Source organism: Acinetobacter sp. NIPH 2699 (genome assembly GCF_022549355.1).
In the GTDB taxonomy this organism is placed as follows: Bacteria; Pseudomonadota; Gammaproteobacteria; order Pseudomonadales; family Moraxellaceae; genus Acinetobacter.
In genome coordinates this window covers 42,280-60,473 of record NZ_JAKZGL010000008.1, presented here as the reverse complement: position 1 = coordinate 60,473, position 18,194 = coordinate 42,280, and the positions used below count along the sequence as shown (strand labels likewise).

Below are 18,194 nucleotides of genomic sequence, written 5' to 3'. Positions count from 1 at the left end.
TGCTTGAATAGACTCATATTCAAGAGAACCCACTAGAAGCTGCGGAATGACAAAAGAACCTAATACAAGAAGAACTTGACTGAGTCGATAATCGGTTTGATGACAGACATCACCAAAAGCAAAGCCATACACATATTAAATATTTGAACTTTTTTCTGATCATTGACTAGCGATTTTAAGCGTTCCCCCATATAGGCCCAAATGCCCACACTTGGAATACTCACCAAACCAAAGACTATACCAATAAAAATAAACTCAGCAAGATGGCTATCGACCGAACTATAAGTCGCAATTGCGCCCATTGCCATAATCCACGCTTTAGGATTGACCCACTGAAATAAAGCAGCGCCAATAAAGTTCAATGGCTTTTCTGGGCTTGCATCGCCTTGAACACTGCCAGCATTATATATTTTATAAGCAAGGTACAATAAATAAGTGATACCAACAATCTTAAGAATTTCATACATAAGCGGCGACTGACCTAAAGTCGCGCCTATCCCAAAACCAACGAGTGCAACCATCACCCCAAAGCCAAAACCAATTCCTAAAATATGTGGAATACTCTTTTTGAAACCAAAGTTCAAACCAGATGCCGCAAGCATAATATTATTAGGCCCAGGCGTAATTGAGGTCACAGTCGAATAAACAATAAAAGAGAAAAAAGTAAGCAAACTCATAGAGAAAAATAATTCATTTGTTTAAATATTCCACCACTATATCAGTTAATCAAAATTATTTTTTATTGATTATTACAATAAGTTTTAGATTTAATCAGAGGTTTTCCAACACCATATTTACCGTATTCTATATATGACAGGCATCTCGCCTGTGTGGTGTTTCGTTCAGGCTCACCACTTTAGGTGAATGCTGGAAAGTACCACATCAGTCATCTTTAGCTAAATAAATATTCTCTCGATGGATTAAAGCCTTCCATTCATCATAGCTATAGATTCTAAGGTTATTCAGCTGAGTACCGACTAATAAGAAACGCTCATCCCATGTCAGCACTTCTCTACAGTCTTCTGGCTTTCTTTCTGAAAACTTTGGAAATAAGATAGCATCAAAATGCATTATTCCTATTTCAAGTAAATGTTGAACCTCTTTAGGATTCTCAGGAATAGAATGAAATACAGGCATACTTTCTATTAATTGACTGGCAATTTCACAGCGATCAGAATATAAATCGTCTAAATACCACTTTTGATCATCACATTTCCATATATATGCAGCAAAACTATTTTGTTCAATCAGCAAAGTCTCTGTAATTGCATTTGGATCTTGGTACCAAACAGAAAATTCTAAACTCTTTGTTGGAATGGTAGAAAAAGAAGGTAATTTTAAATAAGGATAATTTTTTAATATCTCATAAAATAATTGTTCAATTGCATTTTTTAATGTTTCAAGTTTTTCTTCCTTATGAATTATGCTTGCCAATTCAGTAATATAATCTTCAACATTTGAATTTTTTTTCATTATCCAAAAAATAAGGGCTGATTAATCAGCCCTTATTTTTAGCTAAATCAACAGATTATGTCAACTGAGCAGCTTGGATTTTCTTAGTATCAACTTGATCAGCTTCTTTAGTGTATTCGCTCATCTTGTCGAAGTTTAAGTATTTGTAGATGTCAGCAGATGCGCTGTCGATTTGCGACGCGTACTGTTGATATTCTTCTGGACTTGGTAATTTACCAAGAACCGCAGCGACAGATGCAAGTTCAGCAGACGCTAAGTAAACGTTTGCACCTTGACCTAGACGGTTCGGGAAGTTACGAGTAGAAGTCGATACACATGTGGTGTTCGGTGCTACACGTGCTTGGTTACCCATACACAATGAACAACCAGGCATCTCAGTACGCGCACCAGCACGACCATAGATGTTATACATGCCTTCTTCCATCAACTGATGTTCGTCCATACGTGTTGGTGGAGCCAACCATAAACGAGTCGTTAATGAACCACTTGGTACTTTATCTAACAATTGACCCGCTGCACGGAAGTGACCGATGTTGGTCATACAAGAACCGATGAATACTTCATCAATTTTGTCGCCTTGAACGTCAGAAAGAAGTTTTGCATCATCTGGATCGTTAGGGCAGCAAAGAATTGGTTCTTTGATGTCAGCAAGATCGATTTCATACACTTTAGTGTATTCAGCATCAGCATCTGCTTTTAACAAGCTTGGGTTGTCTAACCACTTCTGCATGTTTTCTACACGGCGTGCCATAGTACGCGCATCGCCATAACCTTCAGCGATCATCCACTTTAACATGGTCATGTTTGAACGTAAGTATTCAGCAACTTTCGCTTCAGAAAGAGTGATTGAACAGCCCGCAGCAGAACGCTCAGCAGAAGCATCAGAAAGTTCGAATGCTTGCTCAACAGTCAAGTCATTTTCCATTTCTGACAAATCGATCTCAAGGATACGACCAGAGAAGATGTTTTTCTTACCTTTCTTCTCTACAGTTAAGTCACCCGCTTGAATCGCATAGTAAGGGATCGCATGTACAAGGTCACGTAAAGTGATACCAGGCTGCATTTTACCTTTAAACTTAACAAGGATAGATTCAGGCATATCAAGTGGCATAACACCAGTCGCAGCTGCGAAAGCAACTAGACCAGAACCCGCTGGGAATGAAATACCGATTGGGAAACGTGTATGTGAGTCACCACCAGTACCAACGGTATCTGGAAGTAACATACGGTTTAACCAAGAGTGGATAATACCGTCACCTGGACGTAAAGATACACCACCACGGTTCATGATGAAGTCTGGTAATGTGTGATGTGTTGTTACGTCAACTGGTTTTGGATATGCAGCAGTGTGGCAGAAAGATTGCATTACTAAGTCAGCTGAGAAGCCCAAGCAAGCTAAGTCTTTTAACTCGTCACGCGTCATTGGTCCCGTTGTATCTTGAGAACCAACAGTGGTCATTCTCGGTTCACAGTAAGTACCTGGACGGATACCTTGACCTTCAGCTAGACCACATGCACGACCAACCATTTTCTGAGCTTGAGTGAAACCCTTGCCAGTGTCAGCAGGCTGTACTGGTGTACGGAACAATGTAGAAGGCTCTAAACCTAATTCTTCACGCGCTTTAGCAGTCAAACCACGACCAATGATCAAGTTAATACGACCACCAGCACGTACTTCGTCTAAAAGTACAGGCGTTTTAAGTTCTGCTTCTGAAATTTGTGCACCATCTTTGAATGCAGTGACTTTTGCAGCAGCATGATCAATTTTCAATACAACTTCGTCGCCCATGTTCATGTTAGCAACGTCGATTTCTACAGGTAATGCACCTGCATCTTCCATTGTATTGAAGAAAATTGGAGCGATTTTAGAACCTAAGCACACACCACCATCTTTTTTGTTTGGAATGTGTGGAAGTTCATCACCAAAGAACCAAAGCACAGAGTTAGTTGCAGATTTACGAGATGAACCCGTACCAACAACGTCACCCACGTAAGCAACTTGGTTGCCTTTCGCGATCAATTCTTTAATTTGGTTGAGTGGACCAACTTCACCTGGTTTTTCAGGGTTGATACCATCACGTTCGTTTTTCAACATTGCATTCGCATGCAATGGAATATCTGGACGACTCCACGCATCTTGTGCAGGAGACAAGTCATCAGTATTGGTTTCACCTGTTACTTTGAACACAGTGATTTTAATTTCTTCTGGAACGTCAGCACGGCTGGTGAACCATTCCGCATCAGCCCAAGATTGTAAAACAGCTTTTGCATTTACATTGCCAGCTTTTGCTTTTTCAGCAACATCATGGAACGCATCAAATACAAGAAGCGTCTTTTTCAATGCTTCAGCAGCTAAGCCTGCAAGTTCAGCATTGTCAAGAAGTTCAACAAGCGGTGCTACGTTATAACCACCAAGCATCGTACCAAGTAAATAAACAGCACGTTCTTTAGTAATCAATGGAGAAGTCGCTTCGCCTTTTGCAACCGCCGCTAAGAAAGCAGCTTTTACATAAGCAGCTTGGTCAACACCTGCTGGAACACGATTTTCAAGCAAATCGACTAGATATGCCTCTTCACCTGCAGGTGGATTTTTTAATAATGCGACAAGTTCAGCAGTTTGAGCATCATCAAGTGGCTTCGGTGGGACTCCGAGTGCGGCACGTTCTGCAACGTGTTGGCGGTAAGCTTCTAGCACAGTGTTATTCCTCTTCTTAAAAAAATTACTTGTAAGTTCCAGCTTTGTACAAGCTTTACAAGCAATATGGACAGCAAAATTTTACTAGACTTCGCGTTAAAAGTTAATGCAACTGCCGTATATCTACGTGATGACCATTATTTTATAGCGAAATGTTCATACCTTTTAAATACCGCTTTGGTCTTAATCAAAATCTAATAAAACATTACAAACATAAAAAAAGACAACAGCGTTGTCTTTTCAATTCACACATTAAAATGATTTATAACTCGGTAGTTTATCATGTGGAGTAGCTACGCATTGCTCAGTATATTTCTGCTTCAACTGGTCGCGTATAGCCTCTGGGTCCGCTTTTATTTGATCCACTGGAAGCGCATATACATGTTCAATAATTTCAAAGATAAATTTACGTGTCGTTTCATCTTCAATTTTGCCTGCGTGTTCTATTGCTTGCTTTTGCTCAATTCCATTTTGACGATCCAACGTAATAGAACGTGCTGCATTGCCTACACTGACACAATAGCCATGCCATTGTTCTTCAGGCGTTAATGGCTTTTTCTCAGCACAGCCAACCAAAACTAAACCTATTGCAATCAACAAAACTTTTTTCATCATCATACTACGGCTAATTTGATGCGCACATCATACTAAAACTTACTTATTTTGCAAAAGGGTGCATTTCAAACCGACCCTCTCGCAATAAAAACCTATAAATCCGTCACTACTATACATGGTATTGCCCATCTTTTGGCATTTAACGCCATCTACCGAGATAAATCACTCCTCTACCTCCAAACATAAGGGCTATTACTGGAAATAAAAAAACCTGCTTTATTTACATAAAGCAGGTCTGCGCTAAAATCTAGAATCGCCAGTTATAGAATACATCTATGGCGCGTTCTAAAGACTGACTTGCCTCAAGATACAAACGGCGATTCATTTGATAACGTAAGGTCAATTTATTGACAGGGGTAAATACACCGACGCCATAACGAATAAATAGATCTGGTGTGATATACCCTGTCAGACTCACTTGGGTATCATCGCCCGTACCTTGTGCATCCAATGCTAAACCACTTAAACCAAAAGTCCGTCCAATTTGGTTGGTGAGTGCGCGTGTACCACCCAAGCCCATGCTAATACCTGCCGCTGCAATGGTATTGTTTACATCTGACTTAAAGCCTTCTGTGTTACTTAGACCGCTGTTGCCCTCATTAATACGTCCAGTCAATAATGCATTCAATGCTTCTTGCTCAGATAGTCCTGCATCGTTGTAGACTTGAATATTTGGAACCGTCGCTGTTCCTGTCACGCGTATCCCAACCATACTGCCTTGAACAGGCTTGTTGGTATCAATATCAAGTGTTGGATTGGCAAGTGGACCATTAAAACGTGCAATCGCACGGTTCAAGTCTAAGCTTTGACCGTAGGCTTCAATTTTTACTTTTTGACTGACACCAATCGCACCATTGGCACGCATCGCTGTTTCCAAACCGCGTTGTGATAAATGTAGCTGGCCAACCAATGGAATATTACTTTCAAAGCCTTGGAAAATAACCTGATTGCCCAAAGTGACCGTCATATCCGCACGAATATCCCAAGGTTTTGCTGCTTTTAAAGTTGCAAGTAAATCTTGTCCTTCATGAACCACACGTACATCTGGTGAAAGCGTCACAACGCTTGCTGTTGTTTCAGGCATAGAAATTCGAGCACGAGGCACATCAATTGTACCTTTCAAACTTAATCGCTGATCAAATGGGTAAACATCTAGACTCAAGTCAGGTTTAACAATCGCCGTAATCATTGGCGCTTGGCGAATCAGGAGATTGTCACCTTTTAAAGTCAGTGCCAAATGCGGTTTATCTTTCCAATCAAAGCTTCCTTTTAGACGTCCAACCCCCTGACCACTGTTAAATGCACCGTCAATACTTGCAGAGTCTTGGCGAATAGATGAGTACAACTGCATATTGGTTAAATTTACAGGAAGTGAAATCATACTGATTGCACCATTTTTCAAACGCATTTCACCCGTAAACTGCGGCTGCGTCAGCGTCCCGTTAATTTTACCTGCAAGCGCGAGTGTACCTGCCATAGAACGGACATCTTTAATAAATGGTTTAAAGATTTTCAGTTGAACATCATCAAAAGCAATCTCACCCCGCATCGGCATACCGTTTTGAAATGGATTGACCACAACATTGGCATAACCTGTGCCAATATCAGGCGTTTTCATATCAACACGGAACAATAATCCATCGCTCACACTTTTTGCGATCAAGCTTAACTCGTCGTAAGTCACAGTCGTTGCGATATCTTGTGGATCTTCAGCAGCTAAACCGATTTCACCTTTACGCGTCACCAAACTCGCATCTAGTTTTGGACGACTGCCTTGTGCCCATGAGGCACGGGCATAACCATTCAATTGTCCTGTCACAGCCAAACCATCGGGCATGAATGCTGCAAAGTCTTTTAAGTCTAAATCTTTGGTAATAAATGAAAAACTGCCTTTTTCTTTACTGATACGAGCAGGTTGATCTAAACATAATTGACTTTCCGCACTTTGCCAGCAATGTTGACCAACATATAACTCTGATCGTGCATTTGTATAGATGACAGGAGTATTTTGGTTTTGTACTAAATTAATACGACGAGAGTTAAGTTTTCCTTTTTGAATTTGCCCTAACCAATCGTTGTTTTGGTTAAAACCACCAGCAAGCTGCACATAAAAATTGGTCTGAGCATTTTTACTTTCTAGTTTTAACAGATGCGCTTTTCGTGTTCCCGATAAATTAACTGTCGCCTTTTCAATTTCACGTTTACCACTGCGTAGGTGATCCAATGTTGCAGTCAATTGCGTTGGCGTTGTTTCTGAAGTTGGTAACTCACCTTGTATACGTAAGGATTTGACACTTGCTAAATCACTAAAAGCAAAGTCATCGACTGCGATATTTGCAGTTGCTCGTAGACGTGGTTGCGACTGCACATTTAAACTGCCGTAAGCCCGCCCACGTAGGCTAGGATATAACTCATATAATGCAGGCGCATTCACTTTAAATTGTAAACTTTGTGCATTTCCAGTTGCTTGAAGCTGGTTTTGTCCATAAGCAAAAAATAAATTATTTGCTTCAAACTGCTGCGGTAAGAAACCAGTCTGGTTTGAATCCAATAATACGGAAAGATTTCCACGTCCACGTATTGTTTTATTATTGAGCGTACCAGCTGCATTGAGCTGACGAATATCAATACGCTTGATCTGCTCTGACCAAACCCCTTGTGTTTTTACATGACCTGAAACTTCACCTTTAAGACTAGAAACAAAGTACTGTGGCTTAAAGCGAACTAAAGACATTTCCATGTTCCAGCCGAGCTTATCTTGAAGATCAACCGTACCTGTTGCAAACATTTTTCCAGCCACACCATCATGCTTCAACTCATTAATTTGAATCTTGCTCGGTGTTCCTGCGACATTAATTTTTAATAATCCCTTGCCTTGATTTAAAGCATTTAATGAACCGTCATAATCTACAGAAAAACTTTTGAATCCACCGCCAGCTTGAACATCATCAAATATAAGTGTTGCTGTGCTTTTCCCCTGCAACTCAATCGTTTCTTTTTGATTGGCCTGTGCCAGTTGCCCTTTTAAATTAATCTGTTCGAGTTGGATGATCTGCTGATTCGGTTTTGCAAACCCAGACGCTTTGATCTCACCATTCAATAAGTTTACAGGGGCTGTAGCAACGACCGTTTGAGGATTAAAGTCTTGTGCTTTGAGTTGCGCTTGCCATGACAATTGCTGCTTTTCATGCGGTAATTTAACCTTCGCTTGTCCAGTTAGACTGCCTTTATCCGCTTGATAAAGAAAATTCTCAACATTTAAAATATTCGATTTCAAATCAACTTGTGCATCATATTTCCCTGCTGGCAATAAACCTTGCTCATGGGGACTCACAGTAGTTGTAAGATGAATGTCTTGCTGATTTTCCTGTAAGGTCACATTGGTTTGACCATCTGCACTACTTAACCAGCCAATATAAGGCATCGCTCGATCAATACCTTGCCAAGCAATATCTAACACCATTGGTTGAGGCTTATTATTCTTTTCTTCAGGCTGATTTAATTTGACCTGCCAAGATTCATATTTATCAAAGGCCAACTGAGCATTCAATGCTAACCCATTTTTTAATGAACCCGAAGTACTTATGTTTGCATCTAAGCTTGGAGGTAAAAAATCTTGAGCAACTTGCGGTAGTGTTTTGTCTTTTGGGTTTAAGCGATCTAATCGCCCTTTGATATCCCATGACACCTGTTCATTCCAGTTTACAAATCCTTTTAACCCAACCGAACCATCCATTAACTGACCGTTAAAATCCTGAATATTCAGTTGATTTTTAAGATCGGTTTCCATAAGCGCATTATACTTTCCTTCAGGAAGTTGCTCACCTTTCAGGTCTGTATCCAAGCTTAGAGTCAACTTTTCAATATCACCACTAAATCTAGCAATACCGTCTTTCGCAAAAAGTTTTTGCTCTTTCATGATAGGAAGATGGTAATTTTTGAATAACAATGCACCCTTCATTGGCACCTGATCACGTACAGGATGAACCACAGCCCAACCTGTCAGCAAATCTGGAGTTTGAGTCGCCACACCTGCTCTCAAGGTATCTAATGTGCCTGTCGCCACAACCTTGATCGTATGAACATCAATACTTTTTAGAGCTGGAATAATCAGATCTGCTTTTAGATCTAAAGGATATTTCCCATTAAAATCCATCTGACCTGTCGCATTTTTAACGGCCAAATAACCCATATCCATACGAGAATCTTCAAACTCTAATTTCGTATCGGACCAAAGTGCATCTTTTAAATAAATATCATTAAAATCAATTTTTGAGGTTGTTGTTTTTATTTCCAAATGATCTACAGTCGCTTTATCAATACGAAGTACAAATGGAAGTTTAATTGGCGCGAACTCGAACGGTTTACCTGAGGGCGGCTTTTTATTGATAATGCTTAGATTGGAAATATCGGCATGACTCAAATGTAATTCTTTGTTTAATATTGCTCTCCACCCTAAAGAAACATCTGCACGATCCAAAGAAACATCAACTGCCTCTAATTTCACCAGAATGTTTTTTAGAATAATACCTCTTAATAAATTCCCGCTTCCATATTCGTATTGAATTATTTTTTGGCCTTGTAGGACACGATCTAGTAAAAAACGACTGCCCTTATCTGTTGACATCATCACAAATAACGAGCTGACCAAAAATAAAAGAATGAACAGCACCACCAGCACGATACTCCGAAGAATACGCCGTTCCTGTCTTGGTGCAGTTGGAGGTTTGAGTTGCTGTTCTGCTTCCGTCATAATGAACCTAAAATTGTTTCCCTTTTAAAGGGTTATAAAAAAGTCTTTAAAGTTGTGAACCAATAAAGAAGTGCAATCGAATCGGACGGTTTTCATTAGAAATACCCGATGCCACATCCAAACGAATTGGACCAATCGGAGATCTCCAGCGAATACCAACACCTACACTATATTCGGTTGGATTACTAAATTCTTTATCAAAAGCATTACCAAAGTCAGAAAAAACCGCAGCACGCCAACCATCTTTAAATTGATAGTTATATTCTAAAGATCCAACCCCTAAGGCCTGTCCACCAATCTTATATCCATCTATTTCTGGGGATAGACTTTTATAATCGAATCCGCGTAAGGACTGATCGCCCCCCGTAAAGAAACGCAAATTATAAGGAACTTTGTTAAAATCATCGGTAAAAATATAACTGGCATCACCACGTCCTACAAATTGATGATTTTCATTTTCTCCTAGCGAGTAAATAAATCTCCAACCTGCGCCCAAAATCGCCATATTGGCATCTGAAAGGAGTGATTCCGATCCTAATTCAAGCTTATAAATCTGTTTAAAACCTTTGGTTGGGTTTAATCGTGTATTGGTATTTGTTTTCGAAATTTCATAACCTAACAGTAATGATTGTTGCTCAGAGTTTATACCTGCTGCTCTAAAAGCATCTGGTAATTCTGAAATATCAACATTACCTCTTTCTGTTAGGCGGTCCAAACGATAACGTAAGCCAAAAGTATGCTGCCAATTACCAAGTGGGTTTTTAATGACACGCTCACCACCGAGAACAGCCGACTCAACCAATAAACCAATATTCGGACCAATATCATCTCGATCTTCGCGCTCATACCCCCCCACAAGGTTGAAGTAATCATTTAATGGATGCTTATAAGGAATGCTATAGCGCCCATCTATTGATTGGCGAATTTCTGAAACCTCAACGTTGGCATCAAAAGCATGTCCATATTTATTGACAATTGCACGACGATACTGCGTACGGATACGCGCACCTGTATCAGTACCATAACCAACACCTGTCTCTATACTATTTAAGCGATCAGCATTTAAGGTGACCACAACAGGAATTTTTCTTTCTAAGCGTGCTTGTTCTTCAAGCCCTTTACGATCAACTTCATCGTCGTGAGTATCAGGCATCGCTCGTGCCAAAGAATAAGCTTGCGCTGGTTCACTCCCAGAGAACTGGGATTCATCCACAACGTCTTGTGTGACTTCTTCGGCAGAGGTCGCTTTCTGTCGCGCTAGATCAGCTTTTTGTTGCGTATTTAAAAGCTGGGATTGCTCGACACGTTGTTGATCGACCAGTGCTTGCAAATCAGGTGGCAAGTCTAAAGGCGGTTGGATTTGATCAGGTTTGATGGTATCAACCAAGGTGTAATTAAAATAACGAGTATTGGTTAAATTATTCGCTAAAAGATTGACACGCCAAAAAGCATAATCATCACTCTCTTTCCAAGGAACAAGGCTATCAAGCACTTTCTGTGTTAGTGGTAAGGGCTTGCTCGGATCACTCATCTTATATTCGACTTGTTTGAGTTTGTAACGGTCGCCTGTTTCATATTTTAAATTAATTTCTGCTGTTTTCTCAGGCTGGCTAATTTTAACATCATGCAATCGCCAAAATGCATCAAAGAAACCATTGTCTGAAGCCGTTGTTGCAATTTTATTTTTTGTCGCCTCATATATGCCATGATTGAAAATATCACCCTCATCCTGTTCAGGAATCAAACGAATCACTTGGAATTGAGGAACATTTTCACCTGCACCCGTATATTCAATATTTTGTTCTTTTATTTTAACCGGTTCATTTGGCACAACGTTCACTTTGACTTTGCTGTCACTCAGCTTTTCAAAGGTATAGGTCGCATCATAATAACCGACGGCTTGCGCTGCTTGATTGGTCAGTACCCGTAACTGAGGCAAAGCCACATTAAACTCTTCGAAAGCTTCCTGAGTAAAACTCGATAGCTTAGCTTTAATATTTGCTGCAAGTATCGGAGGTGCACCTGTCACATCCGCACTAATACGAGGAATTTTATCTGCACCAAGCAAATTCTCTGGACGTAATCTATTCCAAATCCGTTTAAAAAAACCAACTTTTTCTTGCGCTTGATCTGTTGGAACCTGAAATTCAGATAATGTCTTCCCTGATTCATTTGCTTCAACGATGATCTGACTATCGGTTTGGATATCTTGCATCAACTGATTAATATTAATAGGCGCTTGACTGATCTCGGTCAATTCGGTCTGTGATGCCTCATTGACTAAAATATCTGTGTTTTTAGCAGTATCTTCTCGATGGGCCTGTGCTTGATTTTTTGCATCTTCTGCCACCTGAAAAATTTCATTTGCCATATTTTGATCAACAGTGATCACAGGCAAATTGTCTAAACGCTCATCCAACTCGATCGGTTTCAGTACATCAATTTGATGTGCTGCCTGTTCCTGTTGTTGCAGTGCAGCCATACTGTCTTGTGCTGGATTGTAACTTTGTTGATCTATTTGAAATGCTTGAATTGGGATTTCTGGAGCAGGAATAGCCTTCACCTGATCTTTCATCCGCTCAATTGTTTGATTTTCAGTCACCTCAGCAGCTTGATCATCTGCATAAGCATTTGATATAAAACAACTAATCAAAAAACCGCTACAAATAAGTTTAGGAAAGCTCTGCATTTTAAAAATTAAATGCATAGAATGAACTAATGTTGACTGTTTAAACTTAGATTTAGATAGCATGTAGTACTCTAAACTTACTTTTTTAATTTATCGTTTTTGATGGCTGAAAACTTGTTCAAATCTTTGATTTTTCATCCAATCAAACATGAAAGTATCATACATGTATTTTCTAGTATGTTTACAGTACGTCACAATTTTTTATAAATCACAATGAAGTGAACACATGATGAAACAAGATGAGCGCTTAATGACATCACGTCGGTTCGCCCCGATGTTTTTCACTCAATTTTTCGGTGCGCTGAATGATAATGTCTATAAGCAAGCCCTTCTTTTAGTCATTACTTATGGTTGGATTCAACAACAAACCGCTGCTGTCAGTACACTCAATAATTTAGCCGCTTTGCTGTTTATTTTGCCTTACTTTTTCTTTTCCGCAACTGCTGGTCAAGTTGCTGATAAATATGAAAGATCACAATTGGTTCGTTTGCTTAAACTCGTTGAAATTGTGATTATGCTGATCGGTACCGTAGGTTTCTTACTCGGTAATTTGTGGTTACTGTTATTGGCACTTTTTTTAATGGGCACACATTCAACCTGTTTTGGTCCGATAAAATACGCCATTCTTCCTGAAATATTAAAACCCAATGAGTTGATGTCTGGAAATGCACTGTTCCAGTCTGGTACATCTATCGCTATTTTATTCGGGATGATCTTAGGTGGCGCTGTAATCGCCATTTCAGCAGGCAATTTATTGTGGATTAGTATTACGGTTGTCGCGATTGCTTGCTTAGGCTATTTTAGTAGTCGATTTATTCTCCCCCAGAAAGTTGCTGCACCAGATTTAAAAATAGACTGGAACTTTTTTCGTACCAGTTTTCAAACAGTTAAATACGTAAAAGGTATTCCTGTTATTTTTATGATTTTGCTCGGCAACTCTTGGTATTGGTTTTATGGAGCAACCTATTTAACTCAGATTCCACAGTTGACCCAACAAAATCTTCATGCTTCTGAAAATGTCGTCAGTTTACTACTGACCTTTTTCTCTGTCGGTATCGGTGTTGGCTCTTTACTATGTCGACGAATTGGTGGGACTGAAATCAATATCAAAATGGTCCCTTACGGTGCGATTGGTTTAACGGTTTTCGCGTTTTATCTGGCTGCTAGCTTGGCTTTTGTCCCTGAACGTACGGGTGAATTACTGACATTAAAAGATATCTTCACCGAAGGCGCTGTGTATTATCATGTGATGATTGCAGTCACTTTGCTAGGCATCAGTGGTGGATTCTATATCGTTCCCCTATATGCAATGATGCAAGCCTATTCACCACGCTCTCACCGTGCTCGCGTTGTTGCCGCAAATAACATTCTAAATGCTATATTTATGGTCTCTTCAGCAATTTTCTCAATTTTAATCTTAAGCATTTTGCAAATTGATATTAAAATCTTATTTACGATTACTGCTGTTTTAAGCGCAATTTATACATTTTGGTTATTAAAACGCCTAAAACCTTTATTGGACAGTGCTCCCAATACTTTAGAGGATTAATCTATGCGTCAGTACACAGGTCTCGATCAACTCATTCACTCCTTCGACCAAGCATTACGCAGTTTAGTTCCAGGTGCAACGACTTCACAACGTAGTAACCCTGCACATGATGAATCTGCACAATTGTGCGTCAGTGATGCGCGCCATGTCGCTGGTTTAATGCGTGTCAACCACAGTGGTGAAGTATGTGCTCAAGCGCTTTATCATGGTCAGGCATTGACCGCAAAGCTTCCCCATGTTCGTCAGGAAATGCAGCAAGCCGCGATTGAAGAACAGGATCACTTGGCTTGGTGCGAGGAACGCTTAAAAGAGTTGGATAGCCATACCAGCGCCTTAAATCCACTATGGTACGGTTTATCTTATGGAATGGGTGCAATTGCAGGCATTGCAGGTGATAAATATAGTTTAGGTTTTGTGGCTGAAACTGAACGTCAAGTCAGCCAGCATTTACAAGATCACCTTCAACAGCTACCTGAGCAAGATGAGCGTTCTCGTAAAATTTTAGAACAAATGAATCAAGATGAATTGCATCATCGGGATACGGCATTACAAGCTGGTGGCGTAGAATTACCCACGCCTGTACGGATCACCATGACCGCCATTTCAAAACTCATGACCAAAACCAGTTATTACATCTAAAAAATCGGGCGTTATATCATGATATAACGCCCTGTTGCTCAATTAAGGTAAACCATGTTCAGCTTTAAAACGCTCTAAGTTTCGAACTGCATCATGGTAACGTGATTGCACACTACGACTATTCAAATGTACATTATTTAAACGCTTCTTATAATCTTCTCTTTGTTTAGACGTTAAATCTTTACGCTCTAACTCTTTCAAATAATGACTTAAATCATTTTGTGAACGATCAAATTCAGCGTTTGCCTGATAATAATCATTTGCAACCTGATAATAGCGATGCAGCGACGCTCGTTTGTCTAAAGGACACACCCGAAAATCACCGCGTCCATCCAATGCTTCGTTAAAGATCGTCTCAGGTCGACAATAATAACCTAAGCCTTTTTGGTAGCCTTTTTCATATAAACTTTGGTTTGGAACAACGTTGGCTTTTTGACAAGAGGAATAATATTTATCGAGACGTGATTCATGCCCAGCAGAACCATCTTTCTCACCGACATTGAACCAGTTTGCTGTTTTGCATTGCTCGACACTCATTGCGGCACAGCCAGAAAGTAAAACCGTTAGCATAGATAAAAATAAAATTTTCTTCATAAAATGCTGCCTATTATTCACGTGTTATTTATAAAAAATTATATTGTAATGACAGGATACTGTATATTTTGATCATAACTTAGTTCAGCTTGCTGCCATAAATCGTATAAAGGAATTTTTACATCTAATGCTAAAGGTAACTTTTTTGGATTAAATTGCATATTGTCTAAAGTCTTGCCCCACGCAATCACATCAATATCTAAACTAATATGGTGAGATGGGCGCATACGTCCAGATTGCTCTTCAAGTTTTTTGAGTATCTCCATCACTTCATCAACAGCGAAGTGACTTCTTAATAAGCATGCTGAATTCCAATAATCAGCACCAATCCCATCTCGGCATGGAATGCTATAAATTGGAGAAAACTCCACCATACCTAAGTTTTCAATTTGGGCATAAGCAAAAATAAAGTTTTGTTGCTGTTGAACATTACTCGCCAGTGCGAGCGCAAAAATCGTTTCTGTTGCGTTCAAGACGAATTCCTACTGCTTGAGCTTGTGCAATGATTGCAGGTTTGCGAATCGTGATAATGATCGATTCGACTGAAGGGAAAGTAGAAAATAAACAATCAAGCACTAACTGAGCTGCATGCTCAATCAGTTTAGGTTGAGCTTGTTGAATCACTTGGGCTGCAAGTTCACAAATTTGAGCATAGTTGAGTGTATCGTCTAACTCGTCAGAGTGTGCAGCCTGACTAAGATCATTATGAATGGTAAGATCTAACATTAAAGGTTGAATAATTTGGCGTTCCCAATTGAAACAACCAATCACGGTATCAACCTTTAATCCTTCAATAATAATGGCATCCATAATTTAACATCTCATTGATTTAAACCATTCCTCATTTTCAGTAAATGAAGTCCCCCTAAAATGCGACTAAAGCATCGTAAGAAAGAGGGATTTAGGGAATTCTTAATGCTTTAAAAACGAAGCAGGTTCGATATTGTGAACCATTTTCAAACGTTGGTCAGCATAAATATCGGTATATGGTGCAAGAATACGCATGAAACGATCAAAATATAACATTTGCTTGAATAGTAAAGCGAAATCACGTGGGAATTTGATTCCATGACGCTCACCTACGCCGATCATATCCATCATGATGTCATTCAAATCTGCTGGATTTGAACTCAGAATTTCTTGAGGATCAGCCAATAACACTCCGCTAAATAAACGCTCTAGATCATCAGCCAAGACTTGTGTATCAATCTTTTTGTTGGTCATACCCATTTTGAGCATGTTTTCAGCCATTGCCGTATAGTTGGTATGCTGTAAAGCATCCATAAATGCCATACACGCTGTCCACACTTCAGGATTAAGTTGTCCAACAATTCCAAAATCAATAAAGCCAATACGTCCATCTTCAAGCAACATCAGATTGCCTGCATGCAAATCAGCATGGAAACTCTTACACAGCATTAAGCTACCGAACCAAGTATTCATTGCTGTAATCAACACTTGTGTTGGATCTTTAGCATACTGTTTGACAACGTCAAAGTCAGTTAACGATACACCGTACAAACGCTGCATAGTCAGCACACGACGTGTCGAAAATTGATGATAAACCTTGGGTGCAGTTGCAGCCGTATTGCCTGAAACATTGAGATATTGAACAAAGTCATCGAGATTCTGTGCTTCTTCAATAAAATCAACTTCACGTACCATACGTGTTTTGATCTCATCTACGATTTCTGACAAAGATGCAAACTTAATCTTTGGAACCGCCTTTTCTAATAATTTGGTCGCCCAATGCACAACATTCAAATCAGTATATAAGATGGTTTCAACACCCGGCTTTTGCACTTTTAATACAACATCTTCGCCTGTAACTAATTTGGCAGCATGTACTTGTGCAATTGATGCTGAAGCAAGCGGCTTTTCATCAATAAAACTAAAAATTTCATTGAGGTTTTTCCCCTCAAACTCTTCAGCCAAAACGCGTTGAATATAACTAAATGGCAAGGTTGGTGTTTGATCTAAACAGCCTTGGAATTCTTGGACATATTCACGAGGAAATAAAGATGGTGTGCTCGCAATAAACTGCCCGAGCTTAATATAAGTTGAGCCCAATGATTCAAAAGTTTCACGCATAAGTTTTGCGTTACTCGGTTTTTCAGTTGCATATTTCACACCTGCTTGTGCTGCAACCATAACTGTTTCACCAATACGTGCAACAGAGCGTAGTCCATCAAATAAAATATTTCTTTTCATAATCTTTCATTGCCTCGAAGATGGCATTATTGTAGCAAAGTTTGCTGATATTACCGATCAAGTTGCCTGACAAACTGGACAATTTGCATCTTTCTCAAATTGTAGAATGCGCTGTGAAAGGTTAAAACCATTCCAAAGTAACAGTTTTTGCTTCAGTGGTGTTAAACCCAAGCCTAAATAAAGCAAAGTGTGATGTGCTTGTAATGACGCTATCATTACAGGTGTAGTTGCCAATACACCAGATTCAGCACAACGTAAGCCTTCATCGACATGCTGTTCTTTAGGAAATAGACATTCATAACAAGCTGAATCCGTATCTACCATAAATAACTGCCCTTCAAAACCAATTGCAGAGGCGCTAATCAGAGCTACTTGTAGTCTTCTACAGGTCGTATTGACTAAATATCGGGTGGTAAAATTATCACAGCCATCTAAAACTACATCCTGATGCTGTACTAAATCATCAGCATTCGTTTCATCAAAACGACTATTTTGATAGTTCACTTGTATATGTGGATTAATCGCTTGTAGGTGCTTTGCCAGTACTTCTGCTTTGTATTGGCCTAAATCACGTGGGATAAATGCAATTTGTCGTTGTAGATTACTCATTTCAATCGTATCTGCATCAACTATAGTAATTTTACCCACACCGGCTCGGGCAAGAAGCTCTGCGCTAGTACAACCAATTCCACCTGCTCCAACAATCAAAACATTGGCAAGTTTCAACCTTTCTTGTGCTTCTATATCCCAACCATCCAGTAGAATCTGACGACTATATAGATGCATCTCATCGTCACTCAGTTCAAATGCATTTTCTTGATGGTCAGACACGTTAGTTCTTCTCTAGTGAATCATTCATTTTAATTTTAAGTGCGCAAAACGATTTAGCAAAGGAATAAGTGTTATATCTATGATGATTTTACTTTGACAAATTCACGTTTTTACCCCAATATTTTCATCACTCTTTAACAGCCTA

At 39.5% G+C, this 18,194-nt stretch carries 13 protein-coding genes; 2 read left to right on the top strand and 11 right to left on the bottom strand.

Going from position 1 to position 18,194, the window contains the following annotated elements; translation table 11 throughout:
- Positions 1 to 59: 59 nt before the first annotated feature.
- The 6 genes from MMP72_RS09630 to MMP72_RS09605 form a co-directional block, all read right to left on the bottom strand.
- Entirely contained in the window at positions 60 to 677 is a 618-nt protein-coding gene (locus MMP72_RS09630) for a LysE family translocator (protein WP_241316753.1), read from the bottom strand.
- 205 nt (positions 678 to 882) lie between these two features.
- Positions 883 to 1,473 (bottom strand): hypothetical protein, encoded by a 591-nt coding sequence (locus MMP72_RS09625; protein WP_241316751.1) that lies wholly within the window; start codon positions 1,471 to 1,473, stop codon positions 883 to 885.
- Between the two features lie 55 nt (positions 1,474 to 1,528).
- Entirely contained in the window at positions 1,529 to 4,168 is a 2,640-nt protein-coding gene (locus MMP72_RS09620; protein ID WP_241316749.1) for a bifunctional aconitate hydratase 2/2-methylisocitrate dehydratase, read from the bottom strand.
- Between the two features lie 252 nt (positions 4,169 to 4,420).
- Positions 4,421 to 4,780, bottom strand: a complete 360-nt coding sequence (locus tag MMP72_RS09615; protein WP_241316908.1) for a hypothetical protein — start codon at positions 4,778 to 4,780, stop codon at positions 4,421 to 4,423.
- A 250-nt stretch (positions 4,781 to 5,030) separates the two neighbouring features.
- The gene (locus MMP72_RS09610; protein ID WP_241316747.1) at positions 5,031 to 9,536 is read right to left on the bottom strand and encodes a translocation/assembly module TamB domain-containing protein; all 4,506 of its coding nucleotides are present in this window, start codon (positions 9,534 to 9,536) and stop codon (positions 5,031 to 5,033) included.
- Positions 9,537 to 9,582: 46 nt separating this feature from the next.
- A complete protein-coding gene (locus tag MMP72_RS09605; protein ID WP_241316745.1) occupies positions 9,583 to 12,288 on the bottom strand; it encodes a BamA/TamA family outer membrane protein in 2,706 nt (901 codons plus the stop codon).
- Positions 12,289 to 12,451: 163 nt separating this feature from the next.
- Between MMP72_RS09605 and MMP72_RS09600 the strand changes: the two genes are divergently transcribed.
- Together MMP72_RS09600 and coq7 are read left to right on the top strand one after the other, a co-directional pair.
- Positions 12,452 to 13,774 (top strand): MFS transporter, encoded by a 1,323-nt coding sequence (locus tag MMP72_RS09600; protein WP_241316743.1) that lies wholly within the window; start codon positions 12,452 to 12,454, stop codon positions 13,772 to 13,774.
- A gap of 3 nt (positions 13,775 to 13,777) precedes the next feature.
- Complete coding sequence (gene coq7, locus MMP72_RS09595; protein WP_241316741.1) at positions 13,778 to 14,413, top strand: 2-polyprenyl-3-methyl-6-methoxy-1,4-benzoquinone monooxygenase; 636 nt, start codon at positions 13,778 to 13,780, stop codon at positions 14,411 to 14,413.
- 42 nt (positions 14,414 to 14,455) lie between these two features.
- Here coq7 and MMP72_RS09590 read toward each other — a convergent pair whose 3' ends face one another.
- The 5 genes from MMP72_RS09590 to MMP72_RS09570 form a co-directional block, all read right to left on the bottom strand.
- On the bottom strand, positions 14,456 to 15,007 hold the full coding sequence (locus MMP72_RS09590) for a DUF2799 domain-containing protein (protein WP_241316739.1): 552 nt from the start codon (positions 15,005 to 15,007) through the stop codon (positions 14,456 to 14,458).
- Positions 15,008 to 15,045: 38 nt separating this feature from the next.
- Positions 15,046 to 15,480, bottom strand: coding sequence for a 2-amino-4-hydroxy-6-hydroxymethyldihydropteridine diphosphokinase (locus MMP72_RS09585; protein WP_241316737.1), 435 nt, complete (start codon positions 15,478 to 15,480; stop codon positions 15,046 to 15,048).
- Positions 15,437 to 15,817, bottom strand: coding sequence for a dihydroneopterin aldolase (folB, locus tag MMP72_RS09580; protein WP_241316735.1), 381 nt, complete (start codon positions 15,815 to 15,817; stop codon positions 15,437 to 15,439). The genes MMP72_RS09585 and folB overlap by 44 nt, the downstream gene beginning before the upstream one ends.
- 102 nt (positions 15,818 to 15,919) lie before the next feature.
- Positions 15,920 to 17,218: an AarF/UbiB family protein gene (locus MMP72_RS09575; RefSeq protein ID WP_241316733.1), complete on the bottom strand. Its 1,299-nt coding sequence runs from the start codon at positions 17,216 to 17,218 to the stop codon at positions 15,920 to 15,922.
- A 57-nt stretch (positions 17,219 to 17,275) separates the two neighbouring features.
- Complete coding sequence (locus MMP72_RS09570; protein ID WP_241316731.1) at positions 17,276 to 18,049, bottom strand: HesA/MoeB/ThiF family protein; 774 nt, start codon at positions 18,047 to 18,049, stop codon at positions 17,276 to 17,278.
- Positions 18,050 to 18,194 lie beyond the last annotated feature (145 nt).